Consider the following 25,268-nt stretch of genomic DNA (forward strand, 5'->3'; position numbering starts at 1 on the left):
GCGAGGTGTCCTTCCACTCGGTCGATCAGAGCCGTGAACGCGCGGGCCGCCACGCCGAATCCCGCCGGCCCGGTGAAGCCCCCAGCCGGCCCGCGACCGCGAGGTGCGGCTCGAGCGCCGCCACGCCGTCGAAGCCCGACGTCGTCAGGGCGGCGATGGTCTCGGGCAGCTGCGCGTCGCCCGCGCCGGCGGGCACGCTGGCGCCGTCCGCGAGCGCGTCCTTCACGTGCAGGTAGGCGATGTGCGCCACGAGCAACGGGAACGCCTCGTCGAAGGGCCGACGGCCGACGCGTACGAAGTTGCCGCCATCCCACGCCACCCGCAGCCGCTCCGAGCCGACCGACTCGACGACATCCAGCACCCGCTCGGGCTGGTCGCCGTAGAGGCCCGACTCGTTCTCGAGCAGCAGCACGACGTCGCCGCGCCGCGCGACCTCGACCAGCGCGGCCAGCCGCCGAAGCACCTCGTCGCGCACCGACTCCGGATCGCGATGCCCGTACTGGAAGGAGAAGACCCGCACGAAGGGGGCGCCGAGTGCGTGCGCGGCCGCGACCGCGCGCTCGAGCCGCTCGACCTCGTCCTCCACGGGCGTGTCGATGTCGACCTTGCCCACCGGCGACGAGACCGCGGAGACGGCCATGCCCGCATCCCGCACGAGTCCCGCGAGCTCGGCGAGCCGATCCGCGTCGAGCTCGACGATGTTGACGTCCCATGCCGAGCGCACGTCGATGAGCCGCGCCCCCACCGCCGCGAGCACGGCGAGCTGCACGCACGGCTCGGGGTCGATCTCGTCGCCGAAGCCCGAGAGCCGCCAGCCGCTCATGCCGCGTTCCGTTCCGCGGGGTCCAGCAGCGCCGCCGACTCGGCGTCGAGATAGAGGGTGCAGGCGGGATGCCCGCGCAGCACCGTGCTCGGCGTCCCGGCCGAGACGGGCTCGCGCAGCGTCGCCCGCACCGCGCGCGCCTTGAGCGCGCCGGGCACCATGCAGAACAGCCGCCGTCCCGCGACGAGCGGCGGGATCGTGACGGTGAGCGCGTGGGTCGGCACCTCGTCGAGAGCCGCGAAGCACTCGTCGGCCACCTGCTGGCGGCGGCTCTCGAGATCGAGCTCAACGAGCTTCACCGCGGCCGGATCCGCGAGATCGGCATCCGGCGGATCGTTGAACGCGAGATGTGCGGTGACCCCGATGCCCAGGCACACGAGGTCCATCGGCGCCTCGGTGACCAGCGCGCCGTAGCGGGCGGCCTCGGCATCCGGGTCGTCGCCGGGATCGATGACGTGCACGGCGCCGAACGGCACACGGTCGAACAGCGCCCGCGACAGCCAGGCGCCGAACCGCTCGGGCGCACCGTGCCGCAGCCCGACGTACTCGTCCATGTGGAACGCGGTGACCCGGTTCCAGTCGATGCCCGGAGCGGCGACCAGCGCCTCCAGCGTCTCGGTCTGGCTCGGTGCCGCGGCGAACATGGCCCGCACCGATGCCTGCCGCTCGAGCAGGCGACGCAGCTCGGCGGCGACATCCGCGCCCGCCCGGATGCCGAGCGCCCGTCGGTCGTCGAGGGTCTCGACGCGCAGCACTAGCCCTTCACCGCGCCCGCCGACATGCCGGAGACGAGGTTGCGCTGCACGAGCACGAAGAAGATGACGACCGGCAGGGAGAAGATCACCGACGCCGCGATGAGGCCTCCGTAGTCGGTGCCCTCGTTCGTGCTGAACGACACGAGCCAGACCGGCAGGGTGTACTTCGACTGGTCCTCGAGCATCACGTAGGCGGTGATGTAGTCGTTCCACGCATTGATGAAGGCGAACACGCTCGTCGAGATGAGCCCCGGCAGCACGAGCGGCAGGTAGATCGAGCGCAGGATGCGCCAGGTGCTGGCTCCGTCGACCTTGGCCGCCTCCTCGATCTCGTCCGGCAGTGCGAGGAAGAAGCTGCGCAGCACCCAGATGCTGAACGGCAGCACGGTCGCGACATAGGCGAGCACGATGCCGGCGTAGTTGTTCAGCAGGCCGAGGCTCTTGAACGACAAGAACAGCGGGATCAGCAGCGCCGTGCCCGGGATCATCTGCACGCAGATGATCGTGATCAGGATCGCCCGGCGTCCGAAGAACCGGAACTTGGTCAGCGCCGCGGATGCCAGGAAGCCGAGCGCGATCGACACGACGACCGTCGCGAGCGTCACCCCGAGGCTGTTGAGCAGCGACGAGATGAACCCGGCCTTCGTGAAGGCGTCGATGTAGTTCTGGATGCTCGGCGGCGAGGGCAGGAACGCGGGGGTCGTCGAGAGGATGTCCGCGGGTGCCTTGAACGACGTGTTCAGCATCCAGTAGATCGGGAAGATCCAGATCACGCACAGGACGTAGACGAGCAGGTGCGAGCCCGGGTTCTTGGCGCGGCGGCGTCGCCGGCGCACCTCCCCGCGCGCGGTCCCGCCGACGACCTCGGCGGTGCCCGCGGCGGTGGCGGGCTGGGCGGTCGTGGTCACAGCTTCTCTCCCGAGTGGACGAGGCGGCGGATGTAGAAGAACGTGATCACCATGAGCATCAGGGCCGTCACGATCGCGATGGCGGAGCCCTGCCCGAACGAGTTCGAGGCGAAGGCCTTCTGGAACGACCAGATGCTGAGGGTGGTGGTCTTGCCGTTCGGCCCGCCCTGGGTGAGGATCCAGAGCTGGTTGAACGTGTTGAAGTGCCAGATCACCTGGAGGATCGCGACCAGGTAGAGCACGGGCCGCAGGAACGGCAGGGTCACCGACCGGTAGATGCGCCATCCCGTCGCGCCGTCGAGCATCGCCGCCTCGTAGTAGTCGGACGAGATCTGCGACTGCCCCGCGTAGAGGGTGAGCGCCACGAACGGCACCGCCTGCCACACGATCAGGATGAACACGATCGCGAACGCCTGGAACGGCTCGCTCGTCCAGCTGTGCTCCGTGTAGTCCCCGAACACGCCGAGCCGGGTGATCACCCAGTTGAAGACGCCGTACAGCGGCTGGAAGAGCCACTGCCAGACGAGGGTGGACGACACCGTGGGCAACGCCCACGCGAGGATCAGGATGAAACTCAGCAGCATCCGGGTGAACCCGCCGACCCGGGTCATGAGCTGCGCCATCGCCATGCCGATCACCATGCAGGCTACGCACAGGCCGAGGGTGAACACGAGCGTGCGGCCGATGACCGGCAGGAAGTCGGAGTCGGTGAAGATCGCCGTGTAGTTGGCGATCCCGATCCACTCGTTCTGACCCGTGAACAGGGCGTGCAGGCCGAAGTCCTGGAACGAGTTGAGCACGAGCCGCACGAGGGGATACCCGAGGATCACCGCGAGCACGACCATCGCGGGCGCCATCAGGATCACGGGGGCGACCCAGCGGCGGCGGCGGGCGGACCCGCGGGGCGGATGCGAGCCGCGGCCCGCATCCGCCCCGGTCGGGGCGATCCCTCGCGCGTTCATCTGCGAGGTGTCCGACGACATGTCGTCTTCCTTCGATCGGTCGCTGCTACTGGTTGGCGTTGAGCGCCTTGGTGAGGTGGGCGCTGAACGTCTGGGCCGACTGCTCGGGCGTGCTCGTGCCCGCCGCGACCTCGGAGAAGAAGGCGAGCACCGACTGGTCGGTCTCGATGGTCGCCCAGCCCGGCGCCGCCGGCGTCGAGTAGCTCTTCTTGCCCGCGGTGTAGAACGCCCGCAGCACCGGCGACACCTCCGGCGTCGCCTCGTCGAGCAGCTTCGTCGTCACCGGCATGTGTCCGTCGAGCTTCACCAGCTGATCGATCTGCACCGACCTCGACGTGATGAGCGCGATGAACTTCTTCGCCAGGGCGAGGTTCTTGCTCTTCGCCGCGATCCCGAGGTCCGAGCCGCCGAGGTAGGTCGGCGAAGCCTTGCCGGGGTGGTTCTCACTCGGCAGCGCGAAGGTGCCGACCTTGCCCTTGAGCGCCGGGTAGGTCGAGAGGATCGTCGCCACCGAGTTGCCGTTGCCGAAGATGACCGAGGTCTTGCCCGTGCCGAACACGGCGTTCGGATCGGGGGTGTCCAGCGGCGCCGTGCGCGACGCGGTCGTCGAGTACTTGTTCTGGAACGCCTTGAACTGCGACAGGCCCTTCTGGGCGGCCGGGCTCGTCAGGCCCGACGTCCAGGTTCCGCCCTTCTCGGTCGCGATCGAACCGCCGGCGTCGCTCACGAAGGTGAAGCCGCCGTACCAGTACGTGCCGGTCAGGTACACGGGTGAGAAGTCGGGGGCGGAGTCGGTCGCGGCGACCTTGTCGAGGTCGGCCGTGAACTCGTCCCAGCTGGTCGGCGGGGCCGTGATGCCGGCCTTGCTCCACAGGTCCGTGTTGTAGATGACGCCGCGGGCCCCCGCGTAGAACGGAGCGGCGTACATCTTGCCGTCCACCGTCGCCGGCCCCTCGAGACCGGTGAGGAACGTGCTGCCGCCCGCCAGCTTGCTCTTCTCGGCGGTCTGGTCCGCGAGGGCGCCGTTCGCGGCGAACAGCGGGACGTCGGTGTTGCCGATCTCGACGACGTCCGGCGGGGTGTCGGTCGCGAGGGCGGTCGTCATCTTCGTGTTGATGTCGTCCCACTGCTGGATCGAGATCTTGAGCTTCGCGCCGGTCTTGGCCTCGAACTTCTGCTCGAGCTGCTTCTGCGACGCGGGCGTCAGCGTGTTCTGCATGAGCCAGACGTCGAGCGTGGTGCTCGAGCCGCCGTCACCTCCGCCGCCGGAGCCGCTGCTGCACGCGGTCAGGGCCAGGGCCGCCGCGAGGCCGACGGCACCGGCCGCCAGGTAGTGCTTCCTCCACATGTTTCCTCCTTGAAAAGTGATCGCGGTGCAGGGGCTCCGAAGGCGGTGACCCGCTCGACTGCCCGATAGTTATTAAGGAGTATTCGTTAAGGCTCTTTCTTGGTCAAGCACCAATCTTGACAAGAACGGGGAGCCCAGTGGATGCCGCACGAGTCGCGTCCGCCGTCAGCGGCAGGAACAAACGCCCGTGATCACAGCGGATATCAGGGATCGCAGTGCGCGCCGGATGAGCTACACCGGGCGACAGCGGACCCCGCTTGCTCTTGGCAGAGGTTGCAGAATGTGTGCGTATTCTGCAACCCGGACGAGGTCAGGAGATCCCGGTTCGCTCCGCAGCCGGGGCGGCCTCGGTGATCGCGGAGGCCATCCGCGCCTGGAACTCGGCCTCGCGCGCGAGGGAGATCCCGTGGACCACGGCGCCCCGCACGACCGCATCGCTGCCGAGGCTGCTCGCCGCGAGCCGAGGACGCAGCGGCGACAGCTCGCCGATGCGATCCATGAGTCCCACGCCCAGCAGGTCGAGGTTCTGGCCGACGCCGCCGCCCAGCACGACGAGCTCCGGGTCGAGGAACGAGCACAGGCTGACCAGCAGGCGGGCGAGCAGCTCGGTCTGACCGCGCACGACGCCGAGGGCGAGCGCCGACCCCGCCCGTGCCTCCTTGTAGACCCGCGCCGGGGTGATCGTTCCCGTCATCCCGGCGTCTTTCGCGGCGGAGACGAGGGCATCGGCTCCGAGAGCCTCCTCGAGGATGCCCCGGTTGCGGTCCTCGGGCGTGGCCCCCTCGACGTCGAGGAGCGGCAGGAAGGCGACCTCGCCGGCGGCACCCGTCGCCCCCGGAACACCTCGCCGTCGATCACCATGCCCAGACCCACGCCGGTTCCGATGTGCAGGAAGGCGAAGGGGCTCACCCCTTGGCCGGCGCCCTCCGTGTACTCGCTCAGGGCGGCGAGATTGATGTTGTTCTCGATCGTGATGGGCAGGCCGAGGCGCTTCTCGAGCTCCTCGGCCAGCCGGGGGCGCTGCCATCCCGGCAGCTGCGCCGCGTAGGCGACGCGGCCGGCCTGTGCCCGGTAGACGCCGGGCGACGCGATGACCGCCGTCGTCATGCCCGAGAGCTCGAGACCGGCGTCCTTCGCCACCTGCGACGCGCCCTCCACCACCGCATCCACGAGCGACTTGGAGCTGCGCGCGGTGTTGCGATGCTCCACCTTGCCGAGCTGGCGACCGAGAAGATCGGTCACGACGATGCGCACCCAGTCGTACCCGAGGTCGACCGCGAGCACCGCGCCGGCGGTGGGATCCGCCTCGTAGATGAGCGCGGGCCGGCCGGCCGGCTCGTCGGACTGGCCGCTCGGCCGCACGAGACCCGCCTGCTCGAGGTTGGCGAGCGTCGCGAAGACCGTCGGCTGCGACAGGCCGGAGTCGCGCGCCAGCTGCGGGCGGGTGGCGGGTCCGTTGCTGTACAGCCAGTCGAGGAGGTAGCGCTGATTCATCGTGCGCAGGATCGACGGCGCGATGGCCGCGGACGGCGCTGCGGTCCGGCGTGACTCGGCCACGGCTCTCCTTCTCTCCCCCGCTTCGGCGTTCCCACGCTCTGGATCGGAGGCGCCGGGGGCGCCCGGTCCCTTGACGAAATAAGGAACCTTAATGAATAATCCTATACACGAAGCCATGTCGGCTCCACCCGTTCGGCGCCGGCCGGTGCCGAACGCGGGGTCTCACCCGGTCTCCACCCCGGGTCGGGGCGATTCTTCCGCAACCCACCCATGAAAGGCATCGCCTCATGACAGATGTCGCCGCCCCCTCCGTCTCGTCGCCCTCGCGCCTGCGCATCGGCGTGCTCGGCTCCGGCGGGATCGCGACGATCCCCGAAGGGGTGCTGCCGAACCTGCACCACATCGCCGACAAGGTGCAGGTGGTGTCGATCGCCGACGTGATGGTGGAGCGTGCGCAGCGCGCCGCGGCGACGTACGGCATCCCGAACGTGTACGCGACCCTCGACGAGCTGCTCGCCGGCGAGGAGGTCGACGCCGTCATCAACCTGACGCCGATCCCGGCGCACGCGCAGACCGCGCTGACGATCGTCGGCGCCGGCAAGCACCTCGTGGTCGAGAAGCCGATCGCGACCACGCTCGAGGACGCCGACCGGATCATCGAGACCGCGAAGCAGAACGGGGTGACGGTGATCGTCGCACCGCCGGACATGCTCTACCGCCCCTATCGCGAGGCGCAGCGGCTGGTGCGTCAGGGGGCCATCGGCCGGGTCGCCTTCGCCCGGGTGCGCAGCTCGCACCAGGGTCCGGGCGGCGGCCCCGAGGGCTGGCCCTTCGACCCCAGCTGGTTCTACCAGGAGGGCTCCGGTCCGCTGTTCGACATGGGCGTATACGGCATCCACGAGATCACCGGCATCCTCGGGCCCGCCCGCCGCGTGAGCGCCTTCGCGGGCATCACCGACCCGATCCGCACCGTGCGCGGCGACAACGAGTACACCGGTCTCGAGATGCCGGTCACGACGCCGGACATGAACCTGTTCATGCTCGACTTCGGCGATTCGACCTTCGCCGTCATCGACGGCTCGTACAACGTGCACGCGTCGCTGAGCCCCAAGGTGGAGCTCTTCGGCCGGCAGGGTGCGATGGGCATCATCAATCCGTCGGGACCCGATCTGCAGCTGTACCGCACCGACGTCGCGCCCGGCATGGACGGCTGGGTGCAGCCGAAGAGCGACGGCTGGCTCGCCGATCCGCGACGCGACGCGCTTCGCCGCGCGCTGCTCGTCGACCACCTCGCCGACGTCGTGCTGCACGGCGCCGAACCGGTGCTCACCGCCGAGCACGCCCGGCACGCCCTCGAGATCATGATCGCCGTCGGCACGTCGGCTCGCGAGGGTCGCGTCGTCGAGCTCACCACCACGTTCTGACCCCGCAGACAATAAGGAGAATCATGTCGTCAGCCGTCCGCTTCGGAGTCGTCGGACTCGACCACTGGTACTCGGCGATCCCGCTCGCCGAGGCCATCGCCGCGAAGGACGACGCCGAGCTCGTCGGCATCGCCGACCGCGACATCGACCGGGCGAAGGAGGTCGCCGCCAAGACCGGCTCGCCGGCCGTGACCGACGACCTGCACGCCCTCATCGCCGACGACTCGATCGACGTGATCGCGAGCTTCGTGAGCGTCGACCAGAACCCCGACATCGTGGTCGCCGCCGCGCAGGCGGGCAAGCACATCGTCTCGGTCAAGCCGCTCGCACGCACCCTGCCCGAGGCCGATCGGATCGTCGACGCGGTGAACGCCGCCGGCGTCGTCTTCATGCCGGGCGAGTCCCGCTCGCGCGAGGCCGCACAGAACCAGCTGCTCAAGGAATGGGTGTCGGGCGGCCGCCTCGGGCGGATCACGTCGGCGCAGTTCAGCCTGAGCGGCTCGCTGCCGATGGGCTGGCCGGGCGGGGATCCCGACGGCGGCTGGTGGGCCGACCCCGACCGCGCCCCCGGCGGCGGCTGGATCGACCACAGCCTCTACCAGATCGACCGGATGCGGTGGCTGCTGGGCGAGGAGGTCGACGAGGTGAGCGGCCGTGTGGCGAACCTGCTGCACACCGACCTCGGCGTCGAGGACTACGGCCACGCCATCCTGCGCTTCGGCAACGGCGTCATGGCCTCCATCGAGGACACCTGGAGCGCCCCGGCCGGCGGCTGGCGCATCTCGACGAGCATCGTCGGCACCCAGGGGATCGTCTACCTCGACACGACCACCGGCATGATCGGCCTGCGCGAGTTCGGCACGGGCGACGACTCGTGGCAGCAGCTGCCGTCGCCGCCCGACCACACGGTCGGCATCGACGCGATCCTCGCGGCCGTGCGCGACCCTCCTCGGCGCTGTCGACGGTCGAGGACGCGTGGGAGAACCTCTCCGTGTGCGTCTCGTTCTACGAGGCCGCGCGCACGGGCACGGTGCAGAAGCCGAAGCACCGCGACCGCTGAGCCGACCCGGCTAGGGTCGCATCGTGAAGGTCACCAAGTACGAACACGCCACCCTCGTCATCTCGTCCGCCGACAAGCAGGTGGTCATCGATCCCGGCATGTTCCTGACCCCGCCGGACTTCGCGAACACCGTGGCCGTCGTGATCACCCACGAGCACGCCGACCACTGGACCGAGGACAACCTCGCACGCATCCTCGAGATCAGCCCCGACGCCCGGATCTACGGACCGCAGGGCGTCGCGGCGGCCGCGAGCGGGTTCGAGGTGCACGTCGTGCGAGCCGGTGACGTCGTCGAGGTCGAGCCGTTCACGCTGCGCTTCTTCGGCGAGAAGCACGCCGTCATCCACTCCTCGCTGCCGGTGATCGACAACGTGGGCGTGCTCGTGAACGACGAGCTCTACTATCCCGGCGACTCGTTCACCGTGCCCGAGGGCGTCGAGGTCGGCACGCTCGCGGCGCCGGCCGGCGCGCCGTGGCTCAAGGTCGGCGAGGTCATGGACTACGTGCTCGCCGTCAAGCCGAAGCGCGCCTTCTACGCGCACGACATGACCCTCTCCGTCGCCGGCAAGGGCATGCACGCCGCCCGCCTGCAATGGGCCACCGAGCAGAACGGCGGCACGTGGACCCCGCTCGAGGTCGGGGAGTCGATCGACCTGTAGCTCAGTCCTCGGCGGGTGCGGCGATCCCGTCGGCGTCGGCCGGCGGGGTCCTCTGCCTGCGCACCGCGCGCACGACCATCTGCGCGGCGGCCGCGAGGATGAGGATCGCGAACAGGATCGTCGACGTCTGAGGCGAGAGCAGCAATGCGAGCGCGCTGCCACCGAACGACGCGAGAGCGGCGGGGATGCCGACGAGCAGCGCGGTCCGCACCCAGAGCAGGTGTGCCCGCACGTTCGCCGTCGACCCGATCACCGCGGCCGGGAGCAGCGCGAGCAGCGAGGTGCCCTTCGCGAGCAGGTCGCTCGCGCCGAACACCGCCACGAGCACCGGCACGACGATGACGCCGCCGCCGATGCCGAACAGCCCCGACGCGATGCCCATCACGAGCCCGAGCACCAGCAGCCCCACGATCGAGTACCAGGTGTAGGCGATCGCAGCGCCGCGCTCCGGCACCTCGAAGAACAGCCGGGCCGCGACCAGCAGGAGCAGCGCGATGAAGAGCCAGCGGAGCCAGCCGACCGGCAGCGCCCGGAGCAGCCGGGTGCCGATGAGCGATCCCGCGACCCCGCCGGCGGCGACGACCAGCCCCGCGATGACGTCGACGTGCCCGGCCAGGCCGTAGGCGACCGCGCCGACGACGGAGGTGGGCACGACCGCGGCGAGCGACGTCGCCGCCGCCTGACGCTGATCTATACGGCCGAGGGTGAGGAGCAGGGGCACCATGATGATGCCGCCGCCGACCCCGAACATCCCGGAGAGGACGCCGCCGAGGATCCCCACGACGAGCAGAGCGGAGATGCGGCGGGGGTTCATCACCGCCATTCAACCGGATGCGGCACGCGCCGCGCTCCGCAGCCGGAGGCCGCTCAGCCCTTCAGGGTCAGGTGGATCAGGATGCGCGCGGGCGCCGCCTCGGTCGCCCCGGACACGACGAGCCGCAACCAGTTGCCGAAGACGGTGAGCGGCAGCTCGGCGAGCGCCTCGGATCCCCGGAGCGCGACCGGCGCCCCTCGGCGGATCCAGGTGATCCCGTCCGGCGAGACCTCGGCCGCGACGGAGAGGTCAGGATGCCCGCCCTCCGCCTGGAGGAAGAACACGGCTTCGCTCGCCCATCCGGCCTCGTAGGGCAGGGTCGCGTGGTCGCCGCTGATCCGCACCCGGCGGGTGAGGACGGAGGTGTTGGTGGTCAGCATGGTCCTGCCTTCGATGGGGAGAACGGATATCGGCGGCGTCGGTCACTCGGTCGAGTAGACGACCGAGTCGAGGAAGAGATGGACGGAGCGGTCCGTGTCGGTCTCGACGAAGAAGACCGGATTGATGAGGTTGTCGATCGACTTGTACCCCTTGGTCAGGGTCGGCTGCAGCCCGCGCATGTCGAACACGCGGTCCATCGACTGGAGCTCGATGTACTCCCGCTTCTTCACGTCCACCGTGAGGCGCAGGTACAGCCAGTTCACCTTGTCGGGGCTCTCGTTGTAGAGCAGGTCCTGCTCGCCTCCGGGCACCCACTGGTACCCGTCGCCGGAGCCGTCGGCGAAACGACGTCCGTACCACTGGTTGTCGACGCCGGGCACGCACCAGCCCTTCTCCACGCCGAAGCTCCAGTCCGTCGGCGTGACGCCGTCGGCGACCCGGTAGTACTGCCACTTCTTCACCAGATTGCCGCCGAGCGAGTTCACGTAGCGCACCCCCGGCATGTAGCGGTACTCCGAGTCCTGCACGTCGAAGAAGAACCCGAAGGCCCGGATGTCCTCCTCGCCGAGCCCCACCCTGTCCTGGGTCGGGGTGTACGAGTACCAGGTCTCGATCTGGATCTTCGACGGGTCGCCGAAACGGGACAGCCGCTTGATCGCGTGCCCCATGCTGCCGGGCCGCGGCGGCTCGGTGTGCGGACCGCCCGTCGGCGCGGTCGAGAGCTTGAGCGAGTAGGTGCCCTCCATGGAGCCGTGCGACGAGGCGAACCGCATCGACGCCGAGCTCAGCATCGTCGGCGCCCAGCTCGAGAGGTCGACGACCGAGTCGAACGACTCGTAGTCGTCGTAGACGAAGTTGGGCGTGAGGTCCATCCAGCCGTTGAACCCGGTGTCGAAATCGTCGTAGGTGATGACGCGCTCGAGCGGGTTGTACTTCTCGAGACCGCGTTCGTAGCTCAGGAACTTCTGCATGCTCTCTCCTCAGGTCCTATGCCGGGATCCGGCAGTTGTCGAAGTCGACGATGGCGCCCTGGTCGATCAGGGTGCGGCGGAGCAGGGCGACATCCCCGTCGGGGATGGCGTGGCCGGTGCGGAAGGCCAGCGCTGCGGCCGTGCCCGCGCCCTGCCCCATGGCCATGCACGTGGCCATGACCCGTGCCGAGCCGAATCCGGGTCCGTCGGCGCTCAGACAGCGACCGGCGGTGATGAGGTTGACGCTGCCCTGGGGGATGAGGCAGCCGAGCGGGATGTTGTACTCCTGCCGCGGGATCACGAAATCGAGCTGGTCGTTGCCGTCGGTCTCGTGGATGTCGATGACGTGCGCGCCCTTCGCGATGGTGTCTGGGAACGCCTTGGGGTTCAGGATGTCGTCCCTCGTCAGCTCGTGGCGGCCGACGATGTGGTACGTCTCGCGCACCCCGGTCTGGATGCCCGACTTCGCGAGCCAGGCGTGCTCGAACTCCGGGAAGTTCTCGCGCAGCACGTCGATGATCAGGTGCAGGTTCTCGCGCATGCTGCACTCGGTGCGGGTGAACCATTCGGGATCGCTGGCGTCCGTCGGCTCGCGCAGGAGGTTGATGCTGACCATGCCCTCGTGGAAGAACTTGTTGATCCAGGGGCCGCCGAAGATGGGGATGCGGCCCTGCTCGTGCAGCTCGGCCAGCTTGTCCCGGATGACGTCGGAGATCGGCAGCACCCCGTTGACCGCGTCGCCGAACGTGTAGGCCAGGGCGTCGGTGTCGACCCCGCCCAGCTGGAACCACAGGGATGCCGGCTGCAGCACGTCTCCCTTGACCGTCGGCAGGCCGGCGGCCCGCACGATGTCGGCGTCGCCGGTGCAGTCGATGAACACGGCGCCCTCGTACGCCACCCGGCCGGCCTTGTTCTGCAGTACGACGTGGGTGACGCGGCCGTCCTCGACGACGCAGTCGGAGATCCAGGAGTGGTAGAGCAGGGTGACGCCGCTGTCGAGGAGCAGTCGCTGCGCCGCGAGCTTCAGGACCTCGTCGTTGACGGGGTAGTTGCCGCTGTCGAGCGAGACGTTGGCGCCGTCGAGCTCCGCCGCCATCCTCATGAGCTCGAGGGGGATCCCGCCGATGTGCTGCTTGCTGTTGATGCGGAACTCGCTGATCGGCGTCACGAGCGCGCTCGTCGACATGCCGCCGATGAACCCGTAGCGCTCGATCAGGAGCGTCCGGGCGCCGTTGCGCGCGGCGGCCGCCGCCGCGATGAGACCCGCGGGACCCCCGCCGCAGACGATGACGTCGTAGCTGCCGGCGACCGGGATGTCCCGGCTCTTCTCCGTGATGAACACGCGCTCTCTGATTCCCTGGTCGATGCGGGCGGGGCGTCGTGGCGCGGGGCGGCGATCCGCCGCCCCGCGCCACGCTCGATTCAGTTGGTGAGGTAGACCCCGCTCCAGTCGATGAACTCCGACGGCGGGATCTTCAGACCCTTGACGGTCTTCAGGGCCGCGACGTTCGACGTGGACTGGAACAGCGGGATCGCCGGAACGTCCTTCGCCATGATGTTCACGACCTTCTGGTACAGGTCCTTGCGCTCCCCTGCATCGGTCGCCTGCTGCGCCTTGGTCATGAGCGCGTCGAGGTCCGGGTTGCAGTACCCGAGCCGCTTCGCGGCGCAGCTGTACAGGCGGTTCAGCGTGTAGTCGGCATCCCCGGTGATCGTCTGGTTGGGCTGGAGGTCCATGTCCCACTTCAGAGCGGTGAAGTCGGCGAGCCAGCTCGTGCCGTCCTCCGCACGCGGCTGGACGGTGATGCCCACCGACTTCCAGGCGGAGACGAACGCCGTCGCCAGGTCGTTCAGCCCGGAGTTGGCCGTGCTGAAGATGACGTCGGTGCTGAAGCCGTTCGGGTACCCGGCGTCGGCGAGGAGCTTCTTCGCGTCCTCCGGGTCGTACTTCGGCATCCCCTCGGCCGGCAGGCAGCCGAAGGCCGCCGACGGGCAGAAGGAGTCCATCGTCGACGCGGTTTCGCCGTACAGGCTCTTCACGATCGTCGGCAGGTCGAGCGCCTCCCACATGGCCTTGCGGACGCGCACGTCGTCGAGCGGCTTGTGCTGGTTCTCGAACCACAGGAAGTAGTACGTCAGACCGGACCTCTGGGTGAAGGTGACGTTCGACATCCCCTTGACCGTGGGGATCTGGTCGTTGGTGACGTCGTTCAGCACCTGCACCTGCCCGTTGGACAACGCGGTGATCTTCGCGTTGGTGTCGGTGATCAGCTTGAAGGTCACCGTCTTGAGCTTCGCCTTGGTGCCCCAGTAGCTCTTGTTCCGCGTGAGCGTGACGTGGTCGTTCGGCACGTAGTCGCTGAGCACGAACGCGCCGGTGCCGACCGGCTTGCTCCACGCGGCGTCGTCCGTCGCGGCCCCCTCGCCGATGTAGACGAGCGCGAGGATGCCGACGAGGGTTCCCGTCGGCGCCTTGGTGTGGACCGTGAACGTGCCGGCGGAGTCGTCCGCCTCGTAGGAGGTGATCACGGAGAGGGCGGCCGCGAGCGCCTGCTTCTGGGCGATGTAGCGGTCGAAGCTGTTCTTCACGTTCGTGGCGGTGAAGTCGGCGCCGTCGCTGAACTTCACGTTCTTACGCAGCTTGAACACCAGGGTGGTCGGGTCGGTCCAGTCCCACGATGTCGCCAGCTGCGGCTCCGGGACGGACTTGTCGTTGAGCTTGACCAGCGCCTGCAGGACGTTGGACATCACCTGGTTCGTGCCCATCTCGAGCGGGTTCTTCGTCACATCGGTGCTCGGCACCGCGTAGTTGGGGACGAAGGTGAGGTTCTGCTTGGCGTCGGGGAGGGCCGCGCCCGACGTATACGGGGTGCCGCCGGAGCTGCACCCGGTGAGGGCGAGGGCGACGGCCGCGGTCGCGGCCGCGAGCCCCAGCAGCCCCTTGCGGAATGGGGATGTCATTGCGATCTCCTTTGATTTCTTGACGGTGGTGCGTTGGGGTGTCCGCCCGGGTGACCGGGAGGAGTTCATGACGCCGGATCCAGCCACGGGCGCACCACCGGGACGGCGGCCAGCAACGCCTTCGTGTACTCGTCCTGCGGGTCCTCGAACAGCTCGCGTGTTCCGTTCTGCTCGACGACCACGCCCTTGTTGAGCACGAGCACGCGATCGCACAGGTGCTCGATCACGGAGAGGTCGTGCGAGATGAAGAGGTAGGCGAGCCCGAATTCGGTCTGCAGGTCGTCCAGCAGATTCAGCACCTGCGCCTGCACGGACACGTCCAGGGCGGAGACCGCCTCGTCGCAGATGATGAGCTTCGGCCGCAGCGCGAGGGCGCGGGCGATGCCGATGCGCTGACGCTGACCACCCGAGAACTGGTGGGGGTAGCGACTGGCGTAGTCGGGGTTCATCCCGACGCGCTCCATCAGCTCCTTCGCCTCCGCGGTCCAGCGATTGCTCGGCACGATGCCGCGGTGCACGCGCCATGCCTCGGCGATGAGGTCCCGCACGGTCAGCCGCGGGTTCAGTGAGGCGTAAGGGTCCTGGAAGACCATCTGCATGTCCCGGCGCACGCCCTTCATGCGCCGCGAGGAGTACCCGGAGATGCTCCTGCCCTCGAATTCGATGTCGCCGTCGCTGGGCTTGACGAGGCCGATGACGGTGCGCGCGATGGTCGACTTGCCCGAACCGGACTCCCCGACCAGTCCGACCGTCTCACCGGCCCGCACATCGAAGCTGACGTCGCTGACCGCGAGGTTCTCGCCGATCGATCGCATGAGGACCGAGGAGCGGATCGGATAGGCGACCTTGAGGTGCGTCACCCGCAGCAGGGGCGGATCGCCCGCGGTGTCAGCCATGCGCGAGCACCTCCTCCGAGCGGTGGCACGCCGCCTCATGCCCCGGAAGCCAGCCGACCGGCTGCCGCAGCGGCGGCTCCACCGTCCGGCAGATGTCGGTGGCGAAGGGGCAGCGTGGGTGGAAGCTGCATCCCGCGGGCAGCGCGAGCAGATTGGGCGGGGAGCCGACGATCGGGGTGAGCCGCTTGCCGATGTCGCTGGTGCTCGGAATCGAGTCCAGCAGGCCGCGGGTGTAGGGATGCGCCGGGTGGTCGTAGACCTCGCGGATCGTCCCGGTCTCCACGATCCGGCCGGCGTACATGATCGCCGTCCGCTCCGCGACGTCGGCGACGACACCGAGGTCGTGGCTGATGAGGATCATCGCCATCCCGGTCTCGGCCTGCAGGTCGGCGAGCAGATTCATGATCTGCTTCTGGACGGTGACGTCGAGGGCCGTCGTCGGCTCGTCGGCGATCAGCAGCCTCGGGCCGAGGGCGATCGCCATCGCGATCATGATCCGCTGGCGCTGTCCGCCGGAGAACTGATGCGGGTAGTCGCGGATCCGCTTCTCGGCGTTCGGGATGCCGACGTGCTTGAGCAGGTCGAGCGCCCGCGCCCAGGCCTCCTTCTTGCCCATGCCCTGTCGGCGCCGGAAGGGCTCGGCGACCTGGTAGCCGATCGAGAAGACGGGGTTCAGCGAGCTCAGCGGGTCCTGGAAGATCATCGCGATCTCGGTCGCGCAGAGCTCGCGCACCTGCTTGACCGGCTCGTGCGCCAGGTCGCGGCCCCGGTAGATGATCCGGCCGCCCGCGATCGAGCCGGCGGGCTTGGGCAGCAGGGCCATGATCGCCTGGGCCGTGACCGACTTGCCCGAACCGGACTCCCCAGCACGGCGAGCGTCTCCCCCGCGTGCACGTCGAAGCTCACGCCGTCCAGCGCCCGCACGACCCCGGCCGACGTGGAGAACTCCACCTGCAGGTTCTGCACGCTCAGCAACGGCTCGGTGCCCGAGCCGGGCTCGACCGCCGCGGTGCGCGTCATCGTCATCAGGCGCTCCTCAGCCTCGGGTCGAAGCGGTCGCGGAGGGCGTCGCCGAGGATGCCGGTGGCGAGCACCAGGATCAGCAGGGCGACGCCGGGGAGGGTGGAGATCCACCAGGCGGTCGTGAGGTACTGGGTGCCGTTGGAGATCGTGCTGCCGAGGCTCGGGGTGCCGAGCGGCACGCCGACCCCGAGGAACGACAGGGCCGCCTCCGCGAGGATCACCTGCCCGAACTCGACGGTCGCGATCACGAGGATCGGCGCCACGCAGCCCGGCAGCAGGGTGCGGAAGATCAGGTGGGCGTGACCGGCGCCGAGGGTGCGCGCCGCCTCCACGTACTCGCGCCCTTTGAGGCTCATCACCTGACTGCGCGTGACGCGGGCGAAGACCACCCAGTTCGCGATGGACAGCACGATGATCACGTTCAGGACCCCTGGCCGAGAACGGAGGCGATCAGGATCGCCAGGAGGATCGACGGGAACGCGAGCTGGACATCCGCGATGCGCATGAGGACCGTGTCGAACCAGCCCCCGAAGTACCCGGCCAGCAGACCGAGCAGCACCCCGACGACGCCTGCGATGAGCAGCGTGGCCGCCCCGACCAGCAGCGAGATCCGCGTGCCGTCCATCATCTCGGCGAACAGGTCGGAGCCGACCTGGTCGGTGCCGAGGATCGCGACCGACCCGTTGGAGACGACCGTCCCCGGCGGCTTCAGGCGCACGAGGAGGTCGGTGTGCAGCGGGTCGTAGTGGTACAGGATCGGCACGAGAACGGCCCCGATCGCCATGATCGCGATGACGAGCAGCGGGATCACGATCCGCGCCACGACCGCGCCGCGCGAGCGACGCCGGCCGGCTTGCACCGTCTGCACGGCGATGGTGGGGGGCAACGTGGTCACGAGACGAGCCTCATTCTCGGATCGAGGTAGGCGTAGAGCAGGTCGACGAGCAGGTTGATGAGGACGAAGGCGACGGCGATGATGATGACGCAGGCCTGGGCGACGTTGTAGTCGCGGGTCTGGATGGACGTGACCAGCAGCCGTCCGACCCCGGGAACGAGAAGACGGTCTCGGTGATGACGGCACCGCCCAGCAGGGTGCCGAATTCGAGGCCGACGACCGTGACGATCGGGATGGTGGCGTTGCGGATCGCGTGCGGGAAGATCACCGTGCGCTCGGCCAGGCCCTTCGCCCGCGCCGTCTGGATGTAGCCCTCGCCGACGACCTCGAGCAGACCGCTGCGCGTCAGCCGGGTCAGGATCGCGATGAACGGCAGCGCGAGCACGATCGCGGGCAGGATGAGGCTCTGGGCGTTGGTGAGTCCGGCGCTCGGCAGCCACTTCAGCGTCCGGGAGAAGATCAGCAGCAGGACGACGCCGACCCAGAACCCCGGAAGGGCCTGCACCACGAGCGACGAGGTCGTGACCGCCCGATCGGCGAGGCCGTTGACCCGCAGCGCCGCGATGAGCCCCAGCGGGAAGCTCACCACGAGCGCGAGCGCGCAGGCGAGCACGGCGAGCAGCGCGGTGTTCGGCAGGACCTGCCCGATGAGGAACATCGCGGGGACGCTCTGCAGATAGGAGTTCCCGAAGTCGCCCACCACGGCCTTGCCGAGGTACTGCAGGTACTGCAGGATCAGCGGCTGATCCAGCCCCATGTCGTGACGCAGCGCGGCCAGCTGCTGCGGGGTGGCGGTCTCTCCGGCGATGAGCAGGGCGGGATCCGCGGGGACCATGCGCACGACGATGAAGACCACCGTGGCGACGCCCCAGAGGACGAAGACGGCGAGCAGCAGGCGCCGCAACACGTAGCCGAGCACGCACATCTCCCGTCCGGATCCGCTTCGATCCTGTTGCGGTGGAGGCCCGGGTCGACCTCGAAAACATTATCGCTCATGCACCCTCGCCGATCCTCCGAGAAATGTCAAGCGCTCGCGCTATCCCTGTGTTTACAGGGCAACACGCGTCTTGCTCGTCCTGGCGGCGCGCCGACCGGCAGTCTTTGACAGGAGTGAACGAGAACGCTAACTTTGCGACAGCACGGGCCGCGCGATGGAGCGCCGGCCCCGACGATCCAAGGAGTCATCTCGTGTCCATCGACACCGCGAGCGTCGCAGCCGGCGTCCGCGAGGGGATGCGCAGCACCGATCTGCGCCTCTCGAAATACAACCCGTTGTCCCGGATCCTGACCTTCGACGACTTCAACGACGGAGTCCACGGCTGGGTCGAGCTCGGCGGCAACTACGACGGACGCGGATCCCTCGAGTCGCTCGACCGCCACTTCCGGGACTTCCGCCCACCGCAGCTGTCGAACGCGAACTTCTTCGACGTCGGCACGCACGGCGGCATGACCGGCACGTACTCGATGAAGCTCGCCACCCGCCGGCGTCCGGGCCACACCTCGACGGCGATCCGGCGGCTGACGATGAGTGGGCGCGGCCTGCTGCAGATCGAGGCCTACGTCGCCTGGAAGGTGGAGGCGAACCTCGGCGGCGGCGAGGAGGCCAACAGCTACGGCGACATCACGTGGGATGCGAACTCGCATCCCTCCGAAGCGCAGTTCGGCGCCTTCACCGTCGCGACCGACCTCTGCAGCGAGGGGGTGCGCTATCACAACGTGATGCGCTTCCAGAACACCGACTGGGACGGCCACATCGTCCAGAAGTGGATGTACCCGGTCGTCGCCGAGCCGACTCCTCACGAGCGCTTCGAGGGCAAGCACGACTACGACACCTACACCGACTTCACCGCGCCGGACCCGGACGACTGGCGGTACCTCAGCGACGTGCGGCAGGAGGCCTGCTACAACGAGGTCCCGACCAAGATCAACTGGCACTACGTGCGCTTCGTGGTCGACACCCGCACCCGCTCGAACGTCGAGCTGCAGTTCAACAGCGACGTGTACGACCTGCGCGACGTGCCGGTGCCGCCCTACGCCGAGAAGTACGAGTCGCTGGAGAACCTCCTGAACTTCTACTTCTCGGTGCGCACCCTCGGACCGCACCGCAACTTCCTCTTCCTCGACTCCGTCGTCATCTCGGCAGATTGGTGAGCACGACCATGCGTCAATCGCAGAGCGCCGTCATCGAACGCGGTGCCGAGCTCGAGCAGGTGCTCGAGACCGAGCCCTTCGAGACGGCCTGGGCCGGGGAGGCCCGCTGGTACGTCCAGTTCCTCCGCCCCGCCCCCGGCAGCACGGTCGAGATGCGCGTCCAGATCTCACCGGACGGCATCAACTGGATCGATCACGAGTCCGTCTCGGCAGTACAATCCGAGGCGGTCGGCCTCCTGTCCATCCCCGTCGAGCGGTTCGGGCATTGGCTTCGTCTGCGCGTCGAGCAGAAGGCCGGTCAGGAATCCCCGCTGCTGCGGATCTACCTGGAGCTCAAGGAGTAGGCGGAGGCGGCGATGGTGGCGAGGAGCAGGGGGCAGCGTCGTCGCACGCTCCAGGACGTCGCAGAGGCCGTCGGCCTCTCCGCCAACACGGTCTCCCGCGCCCTCAACGACATGCCCGGCGTCAGCGCCGCCACGCGTGCCCGCATCAAGGCCGAGGCCGAGCGGATCGGCTACGTGCCCAACGTGCACGCCCGCTCGCTCGTGCTCGGCTCGCCGAAGACGATCGGCGTCGTCGTCACCGACATCGCCAATCCCTACTTCAACGACCTCGTCAGCGAGATCGAGGACCAGGCGTTCACCGCCGGATACAACCTGCTGCTCCTGCTGTCCGACGAGGACCCCGAGCGCGAACGGCTCGCCATCGAGACCGCGCTGCGCGCCGGCGTCGACGGGGTCATCGGCGTGCCCGTGCAGGGGCGGGCGAACCCGTGGACCGCGCTCACGCGCGCCGGGATCCCCCTCGTCCTGACCACCCGGGAGATCCCGGAGCTCGGGGTGGATTTCTTCTCCAACGACAACGAGGCCGGCGGCCGGATGACGACCAACGCCGTCCTCGAGCGCGGAGCCCGGGATCCGCTGCTGATCGAGGAGGATCTGCAGATCTCGACCGTCGAGCACCGGATCAACGGCTTCCGCCAGGCGCTCGAGGAGCACGGCATCCCGTTCGATTCGCGCCGCAACGAGCTGATCCCCTCCCGCCGCAACGCGCGCTCCGCCATGCACTGGCGGGCCGAGGACGGCTACCGCGTCGTGCGCGACCTGCTGGACGGCGGCCGGATGCCCGACGCCTTCGTCGTCGGCAACGACTACCTGGCGCTCGGGCTGTACAGCGCGCTGCGCGAGCGCGGCATCCGGATCCCCGAGGACGTCCTCGTCATGGGCTGGGGCGACTACGCCTTCGCCCGGTTCCTCGATCCGCCGCTGTCGACGCTGCGGCTGCCCTCCATCGAGGTCGCCCGACGGGCGACGGCACGCCTGTTCGCCCTGCTCGACAACAGCGTGGCCGGCGACGAGCCGGTGACCGAGTTCATCCAGCCGGAGCTCGTGCTCCGGGCGTCCACGAACCGCTGAATCCGCCCGACGAGGAGTCGACCGTGTCCAACAAGGCCGCCGTGATGCCCGAGATCGGGCGCATCGAGATCCGGGATGTCGGCGAGCCCGCGCCGGGGCCGCGCCAGGCCGTCGTGCAGATCCAGGCCGTCGGCGTGTGCGGCTCCGACACCGCGTATTACACGGTCGGGTACATCGGGGATTACGTGGTCGACGGGCCGATCATCCTCGGCCACGAGGTCGCGGGCGAGATCGTGGCGGTGGGTGCGGAGGTGACCCGGGTGAAGGCCGGCGACCGGGTCGCCATCGAGCCGGGCGAGCCGTGCCGGAATTGCCGGGAGTGCATGGCCGGCCGCTACCACCTCTGCCCCCGCCTGAAGTTCCTCGCCACGCCGCCGTACGACGGCGCGCTCGTGCAGCGCATCGCCCTCGACGAGCGCCAGCTCTTCGCGATCCCCGACTCGATGACCTACGAGGAGGCCGCTCTGTGCGAGCCGCTCTCGGTCGGCATCTGGGCGTGCCATCGCGCGGGTCTGGCGCCCGGCGATCACGTGCTGGTCAGTGGCGCCGGCCCGGTCGGCGTGCTCGCGGCCCAGGTCGCGCGCGCCTTCGGCGCCGCCTCGGTGACGGTCGTCGACGTGTCGGAATTCCGCCTTGGCCTGGCCCGCGAGCTCGGTTTCGCGGCGGAGCGCGCCGGCGAGGGCACCCGGGCCGATTTCGACGTCCTGCTGGAGTGCTCGGGCGCCCCCACCGCCCTCGCCGACGGGCTCGGCAGGCTGGGCACGAACGGCCGCGCCGCGATGGTCGGCATGCCGAAACAGTCCGTCGAGCTGCCCCTGTCGAAATTGAACGTGAACGAGTTGACGATCGGCCTGGTGAACCGTTACGCGCACACGTGGCCGACGGCGATCTCCTCGTCGCCGGCGGCCGGGTCGACGTCGCCTCGATCGTGACGCACCGCTTCGGGCTCGACGACACGGCGGAGGCGCTGACGCTCGCCAAGCACGTGCCCGACTCGATGAAGGCGATCATCGATCCGCAGCGGGTCGGGCCGGCCTGATCCGTCTCGACGGCCCCGGCGGTCGTCGGGTCAGTCGTCGCCGGGATGGATGACGACCTTCATCGCGTCGGGCGTCCCGGCGGCCAGCCGGAACGCCTCCGCCGCGCGAGCCATGCCGAATCCGTGCGACACGATCCCGTCGAGCTCGATCCGTGCCGTCGATGCGAGCTCGACGGCGAGAAGCCAGGTGAACTGGTAGCGGTTCGCGCGCGCGACGCTGATCTCGCGCGCATCGTCCCGGGGCACCGTCACGGTGTCGTCCGACGCGCTCACGCAGACGGTCACGGCCCGGCCGCCGTCGGCCAGACGCTCGATGGACCGGAGGAGCGTGGCGACGCTCCCGGAGCACTCGAGGAGGACGTCGACCTCCGATCCCGCTCCGCCGTCCTCCACCTCGAAACCGCGCGAGGAGGCGATGTCGAGCCGGGTCGCGGATCCGTCCGCAAGGCGCACCGTGTCGGCACCGAGCGCGCGAGCCGCCTCCGCGGCGAGAAGACCCATCGGCCCGGCACCGGTGACGAGCACGCGATCGCCGGCACGCAGAGCCGCGCGCTCGACGGCGCGGAGGGCCACGGCGAGCGGCTCGATGAGGACCCCGTCGTCGAAGGAGATCAGATCGGGCAGCCGGTGCAGCTGCCATTCGTCGATCGCCGCGTACCGCACCAGGAAGCCGTCGTCCAGCGGCGGGATGAAGAAGGCGAGCTGCGCGCACAGGCGGGGGCATCCGCGTCGGCACGCGGCGCACCGGCGGCACGGAGCGCCGGGCTCGATCGCGACCCGGTCTCCGAGGCCCACCATCGTCACGCCCGCACCGACCCCGACGACCTCGCCGGTCGCCTCATGACCGAGGACCGCGCCCCAGCCGGGACTCCGGTCCCACGTCCCTTCGAAGCGGGCCACGTCGAGCTCGCTCACGCCGACGCTGCGGATCCGGACGATCGCCTCGCCCTCGCCGGGCAGCGGGACGGGGCGGTTCCGGAGCTCGACCACGCCGGCGGACGTCAGGACTGCGGCGGTGTTCGGCATGCGCTCCCTCGGGTTCGTCCCCTGCAGCGTAGGAAGCCACGGCTTCAAGGTCAACGTTTCTTGTAATTTTTCACGTGAAGAATAGGCTGATACCTCAAACACTACGATCGCGGTCGAGCAGGGAGCTTCGAGGGAACATGACGCAGACGTCCACGGCCGACGACCTGAGGGCGGCGATCCGGAGCTCCGACCCGGTGCTGTGCAAGTACAACCCGCTGTCGCGGATCCTGACCGTCGACGATTTCAACAACGGCACCAACGGCTGGGTGGAACTGAGCGGCAACTACGACGGCACGGGCGCCCTCGATTCGATCGATCCGCAGTTCATCGACATGCGGCCGCCGCAGCTGTCGAACGCGAACTTCTTCGACGTCGGAACCCACGGCGCGATGACGGGGACGTACTCCTCAAGCTCGCCACCCGTCCGGAGACCGGCCACACCGCGGTCGGGATCCGCCGTCTCACGATGAGCGGTCGCGGCCGGGTGCAGATCGAGGCGTATCTGACCTACAAGTCCGAGGCGACCCTCGGCGGCGGCGTCGAGAACAACACCTTCGGCGACATCACCTTCGACGGCAATCAGCATCCGTCCGAGGCGCAGTTCGGCGCCTTCACCGTTGCGACGGACATCTGCGGCGACGGCGGCATCCGGTACCACAACGTCATGCGTTTCCAGAACACGGATGCCGACCATCACCTGGTCCGCCGCTGGATGTACCCGGTCGTGCCCGAGCCGACCCCGCACGAGCGGCTCGGCGAGGCGCACCCCTACGGTCCGCTCAGCGACTTCACGGCCCCGGACCCCGCGGACTGGCACGCCGTCGGTGCCGAGCAGGGCACCTGCTACAACGAGGTGCCCACGAAGACGAACTGGCACTACCTGCGGTTCCTGCTCGACACCGAGACTCGTTCGAACGTCGAGCTCCAGTTCAACGACACAGTCATCGACCTGCGCGACGTGCCGGTGCCGGCCTATCCCGACCGCTGGCACGCGCTCGACAACCTGCTCAACTTCTACTTCTCGGTGCGCACGCTCAGTCCCACGCGCAACCTCCTGTTCCTCGACTCCGTCGTCATCTCGGCGGACTGGTGAGTCCGGCGGTGCGCGCCGGTCGTGCTGCGCATCCGGTTCGAGCGCGCCCGGCGACCGATCCGGGCCAGGATGGCCCTAGCCGCTCATCCCGGCCCGAGAGGACCCCCGTGCCCCGACAGAAACGCCCGACGCTCACCGACCTCGCCGACGCGGTGGGGCTGTCGGTGAACACGGTGTCCCGCGCCCTCACGCAGAAGGACGGGGTATCCAGCCGGACGCGCGAAGCGGTCGCCCGCGAGGCCGAGCGGATCGGCTACGTGTCGCCCTCCCGCGCGGCGCGGGGAGCTCCAAGGTCGTCGCGCTGACCGTCACGAGCTCGATCAACGTCTTCATCCTGCGCCTGATCCCCGCCGTCGAGACCGCCCTGCGGGCACAGGGCTACGACATGGTCCTGCACATCACCGAGGAGTCCGCGGACGTCGAGAACGCGGTGATCGCAGGGATGCTCGAGGCCGAGCCGGCCGGCGCGATCGTGATCCCGGTGCAGGGCGACGCGAGCGGTTGGACCGACGCCGGCGAGCTGCCGTTCCCCGTGGTCGCCGTGGCCCGCGAGATCCCCGGTCGCGATGGCGACTTCGTCGCGATGGACCAGCACGCGGCGATGTACGCGGCCACCCGGCATGCGCTCGCGCAGGGTGCGCGATCGCTGTACTTCTTCGACGAGGACATCGACACGATGACCAACCGCATCCGGGTCGAGAGCTTCGAGTCGGCGGTGCGCGCGGTCCCCGAGGCGTCCGGCCACGTCGTGCCGATGCCGACGCGACGGTTCGAGAACCGCACCAGCCCATGGCAGCTGGAGGAGGCCTACCGCGCCGTCTCAGCGCTGCTGGAGAGCGACGCCGCCCCCGACGCGATGCTGTTCGAAGACGACTACCACGCCGTCGGCGCCCTGCGGGCGCTCGCGGAGCGCGGGGTGCGGGTGCCCGACGACGTGCTCGTCATCGGCTACAGCGACCATCCGTACACGGCGTACCTGCAGCCCTCCCTCACGACCGTCGACGTGCCATTCGACCTGATCGCGGAGGCCGCCGTCTCCCTCCTGCTGCGACGCATCGCCGGCGACCGCACGCCGCCGCTGCGCCGGCTCATCCCCGGGGAGCTGGTCGTGCGCGAGTCGTCGGTGCGGCAGATCGTGGACCCGACTCCGACGATGTGATGCGGCCC

Annotated in this window: 21 protein-coding genes and 5 pseudogenes; 10 read left to right on the top strand and 16 right to left on the bottom strand. The window is 69.2% G+C overall.

Annotated features, from left to right (window positions below; all coding sequences use genetic code 11):
- Positions 1-25: 25 nt before the first annotated feature.
- The 6 genes and pseudogenes from QQK35_RS04350 to QQK35_RS20235 all read right to left on the bottom strand — a co-directional run bounded on the left by QQK35_RS04350 (position 26) and on the right by QQK35_RS20235 (position 6,470).
- On the bottom strand, positions 26-823 hold the full coding sequence (locus QQK35_RS04350; protein ID WP_348534882.1) for a sugar phosphate isomerase/epimerase family protein: 798 nt from the start codon (positions 821-823) through the stop codon (positions 26-28).
- Entirely contained in the window at positions 820-1,578 is a 759-nt protein-coding gene (locus QQK35_RS04355) for a 6-phosphogluconolactonase (protein ID WP_284253100.1), read from the bottom strand. Before QQK35_RS04355 ends, QQK35_RS04350 begins: the two co-directional genes overlap by 4 nt.
- Positions 1,578-2,486: a carbohydrate ABC transporter permease gene (locus tag QQK35_RS04360; RefSeq protein WP_284253101.1), complete on the bottom strand. Its 909-nt coding sequence runs from the start codon at positions 2,484-2,486 to the stop codon at positions 1,578-1,580. The genes QQK35_RS04355 and QQK35_RS04360 overlap by 1 nt, the downstream gene beginning before the upstream one ends.
- A complete protein-coding gene (locus QQK35_RS04365; protein ID WP_284253102.1) occupies positions 2,483-3,469 on the bottom strand; it encodes a carbohydrate ABC transporter permease in 987 nt (328 codons plus the stop codon). Before QQK35_RS04365 ends, QQK35_RS04360 begins: the two co-directional genes overlap by 4 nt.
- Positions 3,470-3,494: 25 nt before the next feature.
- Entirely contained in the window at positions 3,495-4,796 is a 1,302-nt protein-coding gene (locus tag QQK35_RS04370) for an extracellular solute-binding protein (RefSeq protein WP_284253103.1), read from the bottom strand.
- Positions 4,797-5,106: 310 nt separating this feature from the next.
- Positions 5,107-6,470 (bottom strand): annotated as a pseudogene (locus QQK35_RS20235) (ROK family transcriptional regulator).
- Positions 6,471-6,580: 110 nt separating this feature from the next.
- Here QQK35_RS20235 and QQK35_RS04385 point away from each other — a divergent pair.
- The 3 genes and pseudogenes from QQK35_RS04385 to QQK35_RS04395 all read left to right on the top strand — a co-directional run bounded on the left by QQK35_RS04385 (position 6,581) and on the right by QQK35_RS04395 (position 9,436).
- Entirely contained in the window at positions 6,581-7,717 is a 1,137-nt protein-coding gene (locus QQK35_RS04385; protein ID WP_284253105.1) for a Gfo/Idh/MocA family protein, read from the top strand.
- A gap of 23 nt (positions 7,718-7,740) precedes the next feature.
- Positions 7,741-8,475 (top strand): annotated as a pseudogene (locus tag QQK35_RS04390) (Gfo/Idh/MocA family protein); the annotation flags it as partial.
- A 325-nt stretch (positions 8,476-8,800) separates the two neighbouring features.
- A complete protein-coding gene (locus QQK35_RS04395; protein WP_284253106.1) occupies positions 8,801-9,436 on the top strand; it encodes an MBL fold metallo-hydrolase in 636 nt (211 codons plus the stop codon).
- A gap of 1 nt (position 9,437) precedes the next feature.
- On the opposite strand, the gene QQK35_RS04400 is transcribed toward QQK35_RS04395, so the two are convergent.
- The 9 genes and pseudogenes from QQK35_RS04400 to QQK35_RS04445 all read right to left on the bottom strand — a co-directional run bounded on the left by QQK35_RS04400 (position 9,438) and on the right by QQK35_RS04445 (position 18,302).
- Positions 9,438-10,250, bottom strand: a complete 813-nt coding sequence (locus QQK35_RS04400) for a sulfite exporter TauE/SafE family protein (protein ID WP_284253107.1) — start codon at positions 10,248-10,250, stop codon at positions 9,438-9,440.
- Positions 10,251-10,303: 53 nt separating this feature from the next.
- Positions 10,304-10,630: a hypothetical protein gene (locus QQK35_RS04405; RefSeq protein ID WP_284253108.1), complete on the bottom strand. Its 327-nt coding sequence runs from the start codon at positions 10,628-10,630 to the stop codon at positions 10,304-10,306.
- Between the two features lie 42 nt (positions 10,631-10,672).
- A complete protein-coding gene (locus QQK35_RS04410; RefSeq protein ID WP_284253109.1) occupies positions 10,673-11,602 on the bottom strand; it encodes a DUF6772 family protein in 930 nt (309 codons plus the stop codon).
- Positions 11,603-11,618: 16 nt separating this feature from the next.
- Positions 11,619-12,944 carry an FAD-dependent oxidoreductase gene (locus tag QQK35_RS04415; RefSeq protein WP_284253110.1) on the bottom strand — a complete coding sequence of 442 codons (1,326 nt, stop codon included), beginning with the start codon at positions 12,942-12,944 and terminating at the stop codon, positions 11,619-11,621.
- An 80-nt stretch (positions 12,945-13,024) separates the two neighbouring features.
- On the bottom strand, positions 13,025-14,563 hold the full coding sequence (locus tag QQK35_RS04420) for an ABC transporter substrate-binding protein (RefSeq protein WP_284253111.1): 1,539 nt from the start codon (positions 14,561-14,563) through the stop codon (positions 13,025-13,027).
- A gap of 65 nt (positions 14,564-14,628) precedes the next feature.
- Positions 14,629-15,459: an ABC transporter ATP-binding protein gene (locus tag QQK35_RS04425; protein ID WP_284253112.1), complete on the bottom strand. Its 831-nt coding sequence runs from the start codon at positions 15,457-15,459 to the stop codon at positions 14,629-14,631.
- A complete protein-coding gene (locus tag QQK35_RS04430; protein ID WP_348534883.1) occupies positions 15,452-16,282 on the bottom strand; it encodes an ABC transporter ATP-binding protein in 831 nt (276 codons plus the stop codon). The genes QQK35_RS04425 and QQK35_RS04430 overlap by 8 nt, the downstream gene beginning before the upstream one ends.
- Before the next feature lie 202 nt (positions 16,283-16,484).
- Positions 16,485-17,266, bottom strand: a pseudogene (locus QQK35_RS19620) (ABC transporter permease).
- Between the two features lie 107 nt (positions 17,267-17,373).
- Positions 17,374-18,302, bottom strand: a pseudogene (locus tag QQK35_RS04445) (ABC transporter permease).
- Positions 18,303-18,565: 263 nt separating this feature from the next.
- Between QQK35_RS04445 and QQK35_RS04450 the strand changes: the two are divergent.
- From QQK35_RS04450 to QQK35_RS04465, 4 genes are read left to right on the top strand one after another with little or no spacing between them, the layout of a single operon-like run.
- Positions 18,566-19,528: a DUF6772 family protein gene (locus QQK35_RS04450; protein WP_284253116.1), complete on the top strand. Its 963-nt coding sequence runs from the start codon at positions 18,566-18,568 to the stop codon at positions 19,526-19,528.
- Between the two features lie 8 nt (positions 19,529-19,536).
- Positions 19,537-19,872, top strand: a complete 336-nt coding sequence (locus tag QQK35_RS04455; protein ID WP_284253117.1) for a DUF6385 domain-containing protein — start codon at positions 19,537-19,539, stop codon at positions 19,870-19,872.
- A 15-nt stretch (positions 19,873-19,887) separates the two neighbouring features.
- The gene (locus QQK35_RS04460; protein WP_284253118.1) at positions 19,888-20,943 is read left to right on the top strand and encodes a LacI family DNA-binding transcriptional regulator; all 1,056 of its coding nucleotides are present in this window, start codon (positions 19,888-19,890) and stop codon (positions 20,941-20,943) included.
- A 23-nt stretch (positions 20,944-20,966) separates the two neighbouring features.
- Positions 20,967-21,875 carry an NAD(P)-dependent alcohol dehydrogenase gene (locus tag QQK35_RS04465; RefSeq protein ID WP_284253119.1) on the top strand — a complete coding sequence of 303 codons (909 nt, stop codon included), beginning with the start codon at positions 20,967-20,969 and terminating at the stop codon, positions 21,873-21,875.
- A 137-nt stretch (positions 21,876-22,012) separates the two neighbouring features.
- Here the strand turns inward: QQK35_RS04465 and QQK35_RS04470 are convergent, their stop codons facing one another.
- Complete coding sequence (locus QQK35_RS04470; protein WP_284253120.1) at positions 22,013-23,008, bottom strand: alcohol dehydrogenase catalytic domain-containing protein; 996 nt, start codon at positions 23,006-23,008, stop codon at positions 22,013-22,015.
- Between the two features lie 137 nt (positions 23,009-23,145).
- Between QQK35_RS04470 and QQK35_RS04480 the strand changes: the two are divergent.
- From QQK35_RS04480 to QQK35_RS04490, 3 genes and pseudogenes are all read left to right on the top strand, one after another.
- Positions 23,146-24,101: pseudogene (locus tag QQK35_RS04480) on the top strand (DUF6772 family protein).
- Positions 24,102-24,208: 107 nt separating this feature from the next.
- On the top strand, positions 24,209-24,406 hold the full coding sequence (locus QQK35_RS04485; protein WP_284253123.1) for a LacI family DNA-binding transcriptional regulator: 198 nt from the start codon (positions 24,209-24,211) through the stop codon (positions 24,404-24,406).
- 38 nt (positions 24,407-24,444) lie between these two features.
- Positions 24,445-25,260 carry a LacI family DNA-binding transcriptional regulator gene (locus QQK35_RS04490; protein ID WP_284255600.1) on the top strand — a complete coding sequence of 272 codons (816 nt, stop codon included), beginning with the start codon at positions 24,445-24,447 and terminating at the stop codon, positions 25,258-25,260.
- Positions 25,261-25,268 lie beyond the last annotated feature (8 nt).

The organism is Pseudolysinimonas kribbensis (assembly GCF_030161895.1).
GTDB classification, from domain to species: Bacteria; Actinomycetota; Actinomycetes; order Actinomycetales; family Microbacteriaceae; genus Pseudolysinimonas; species Pseudolysinimonas kribbensis.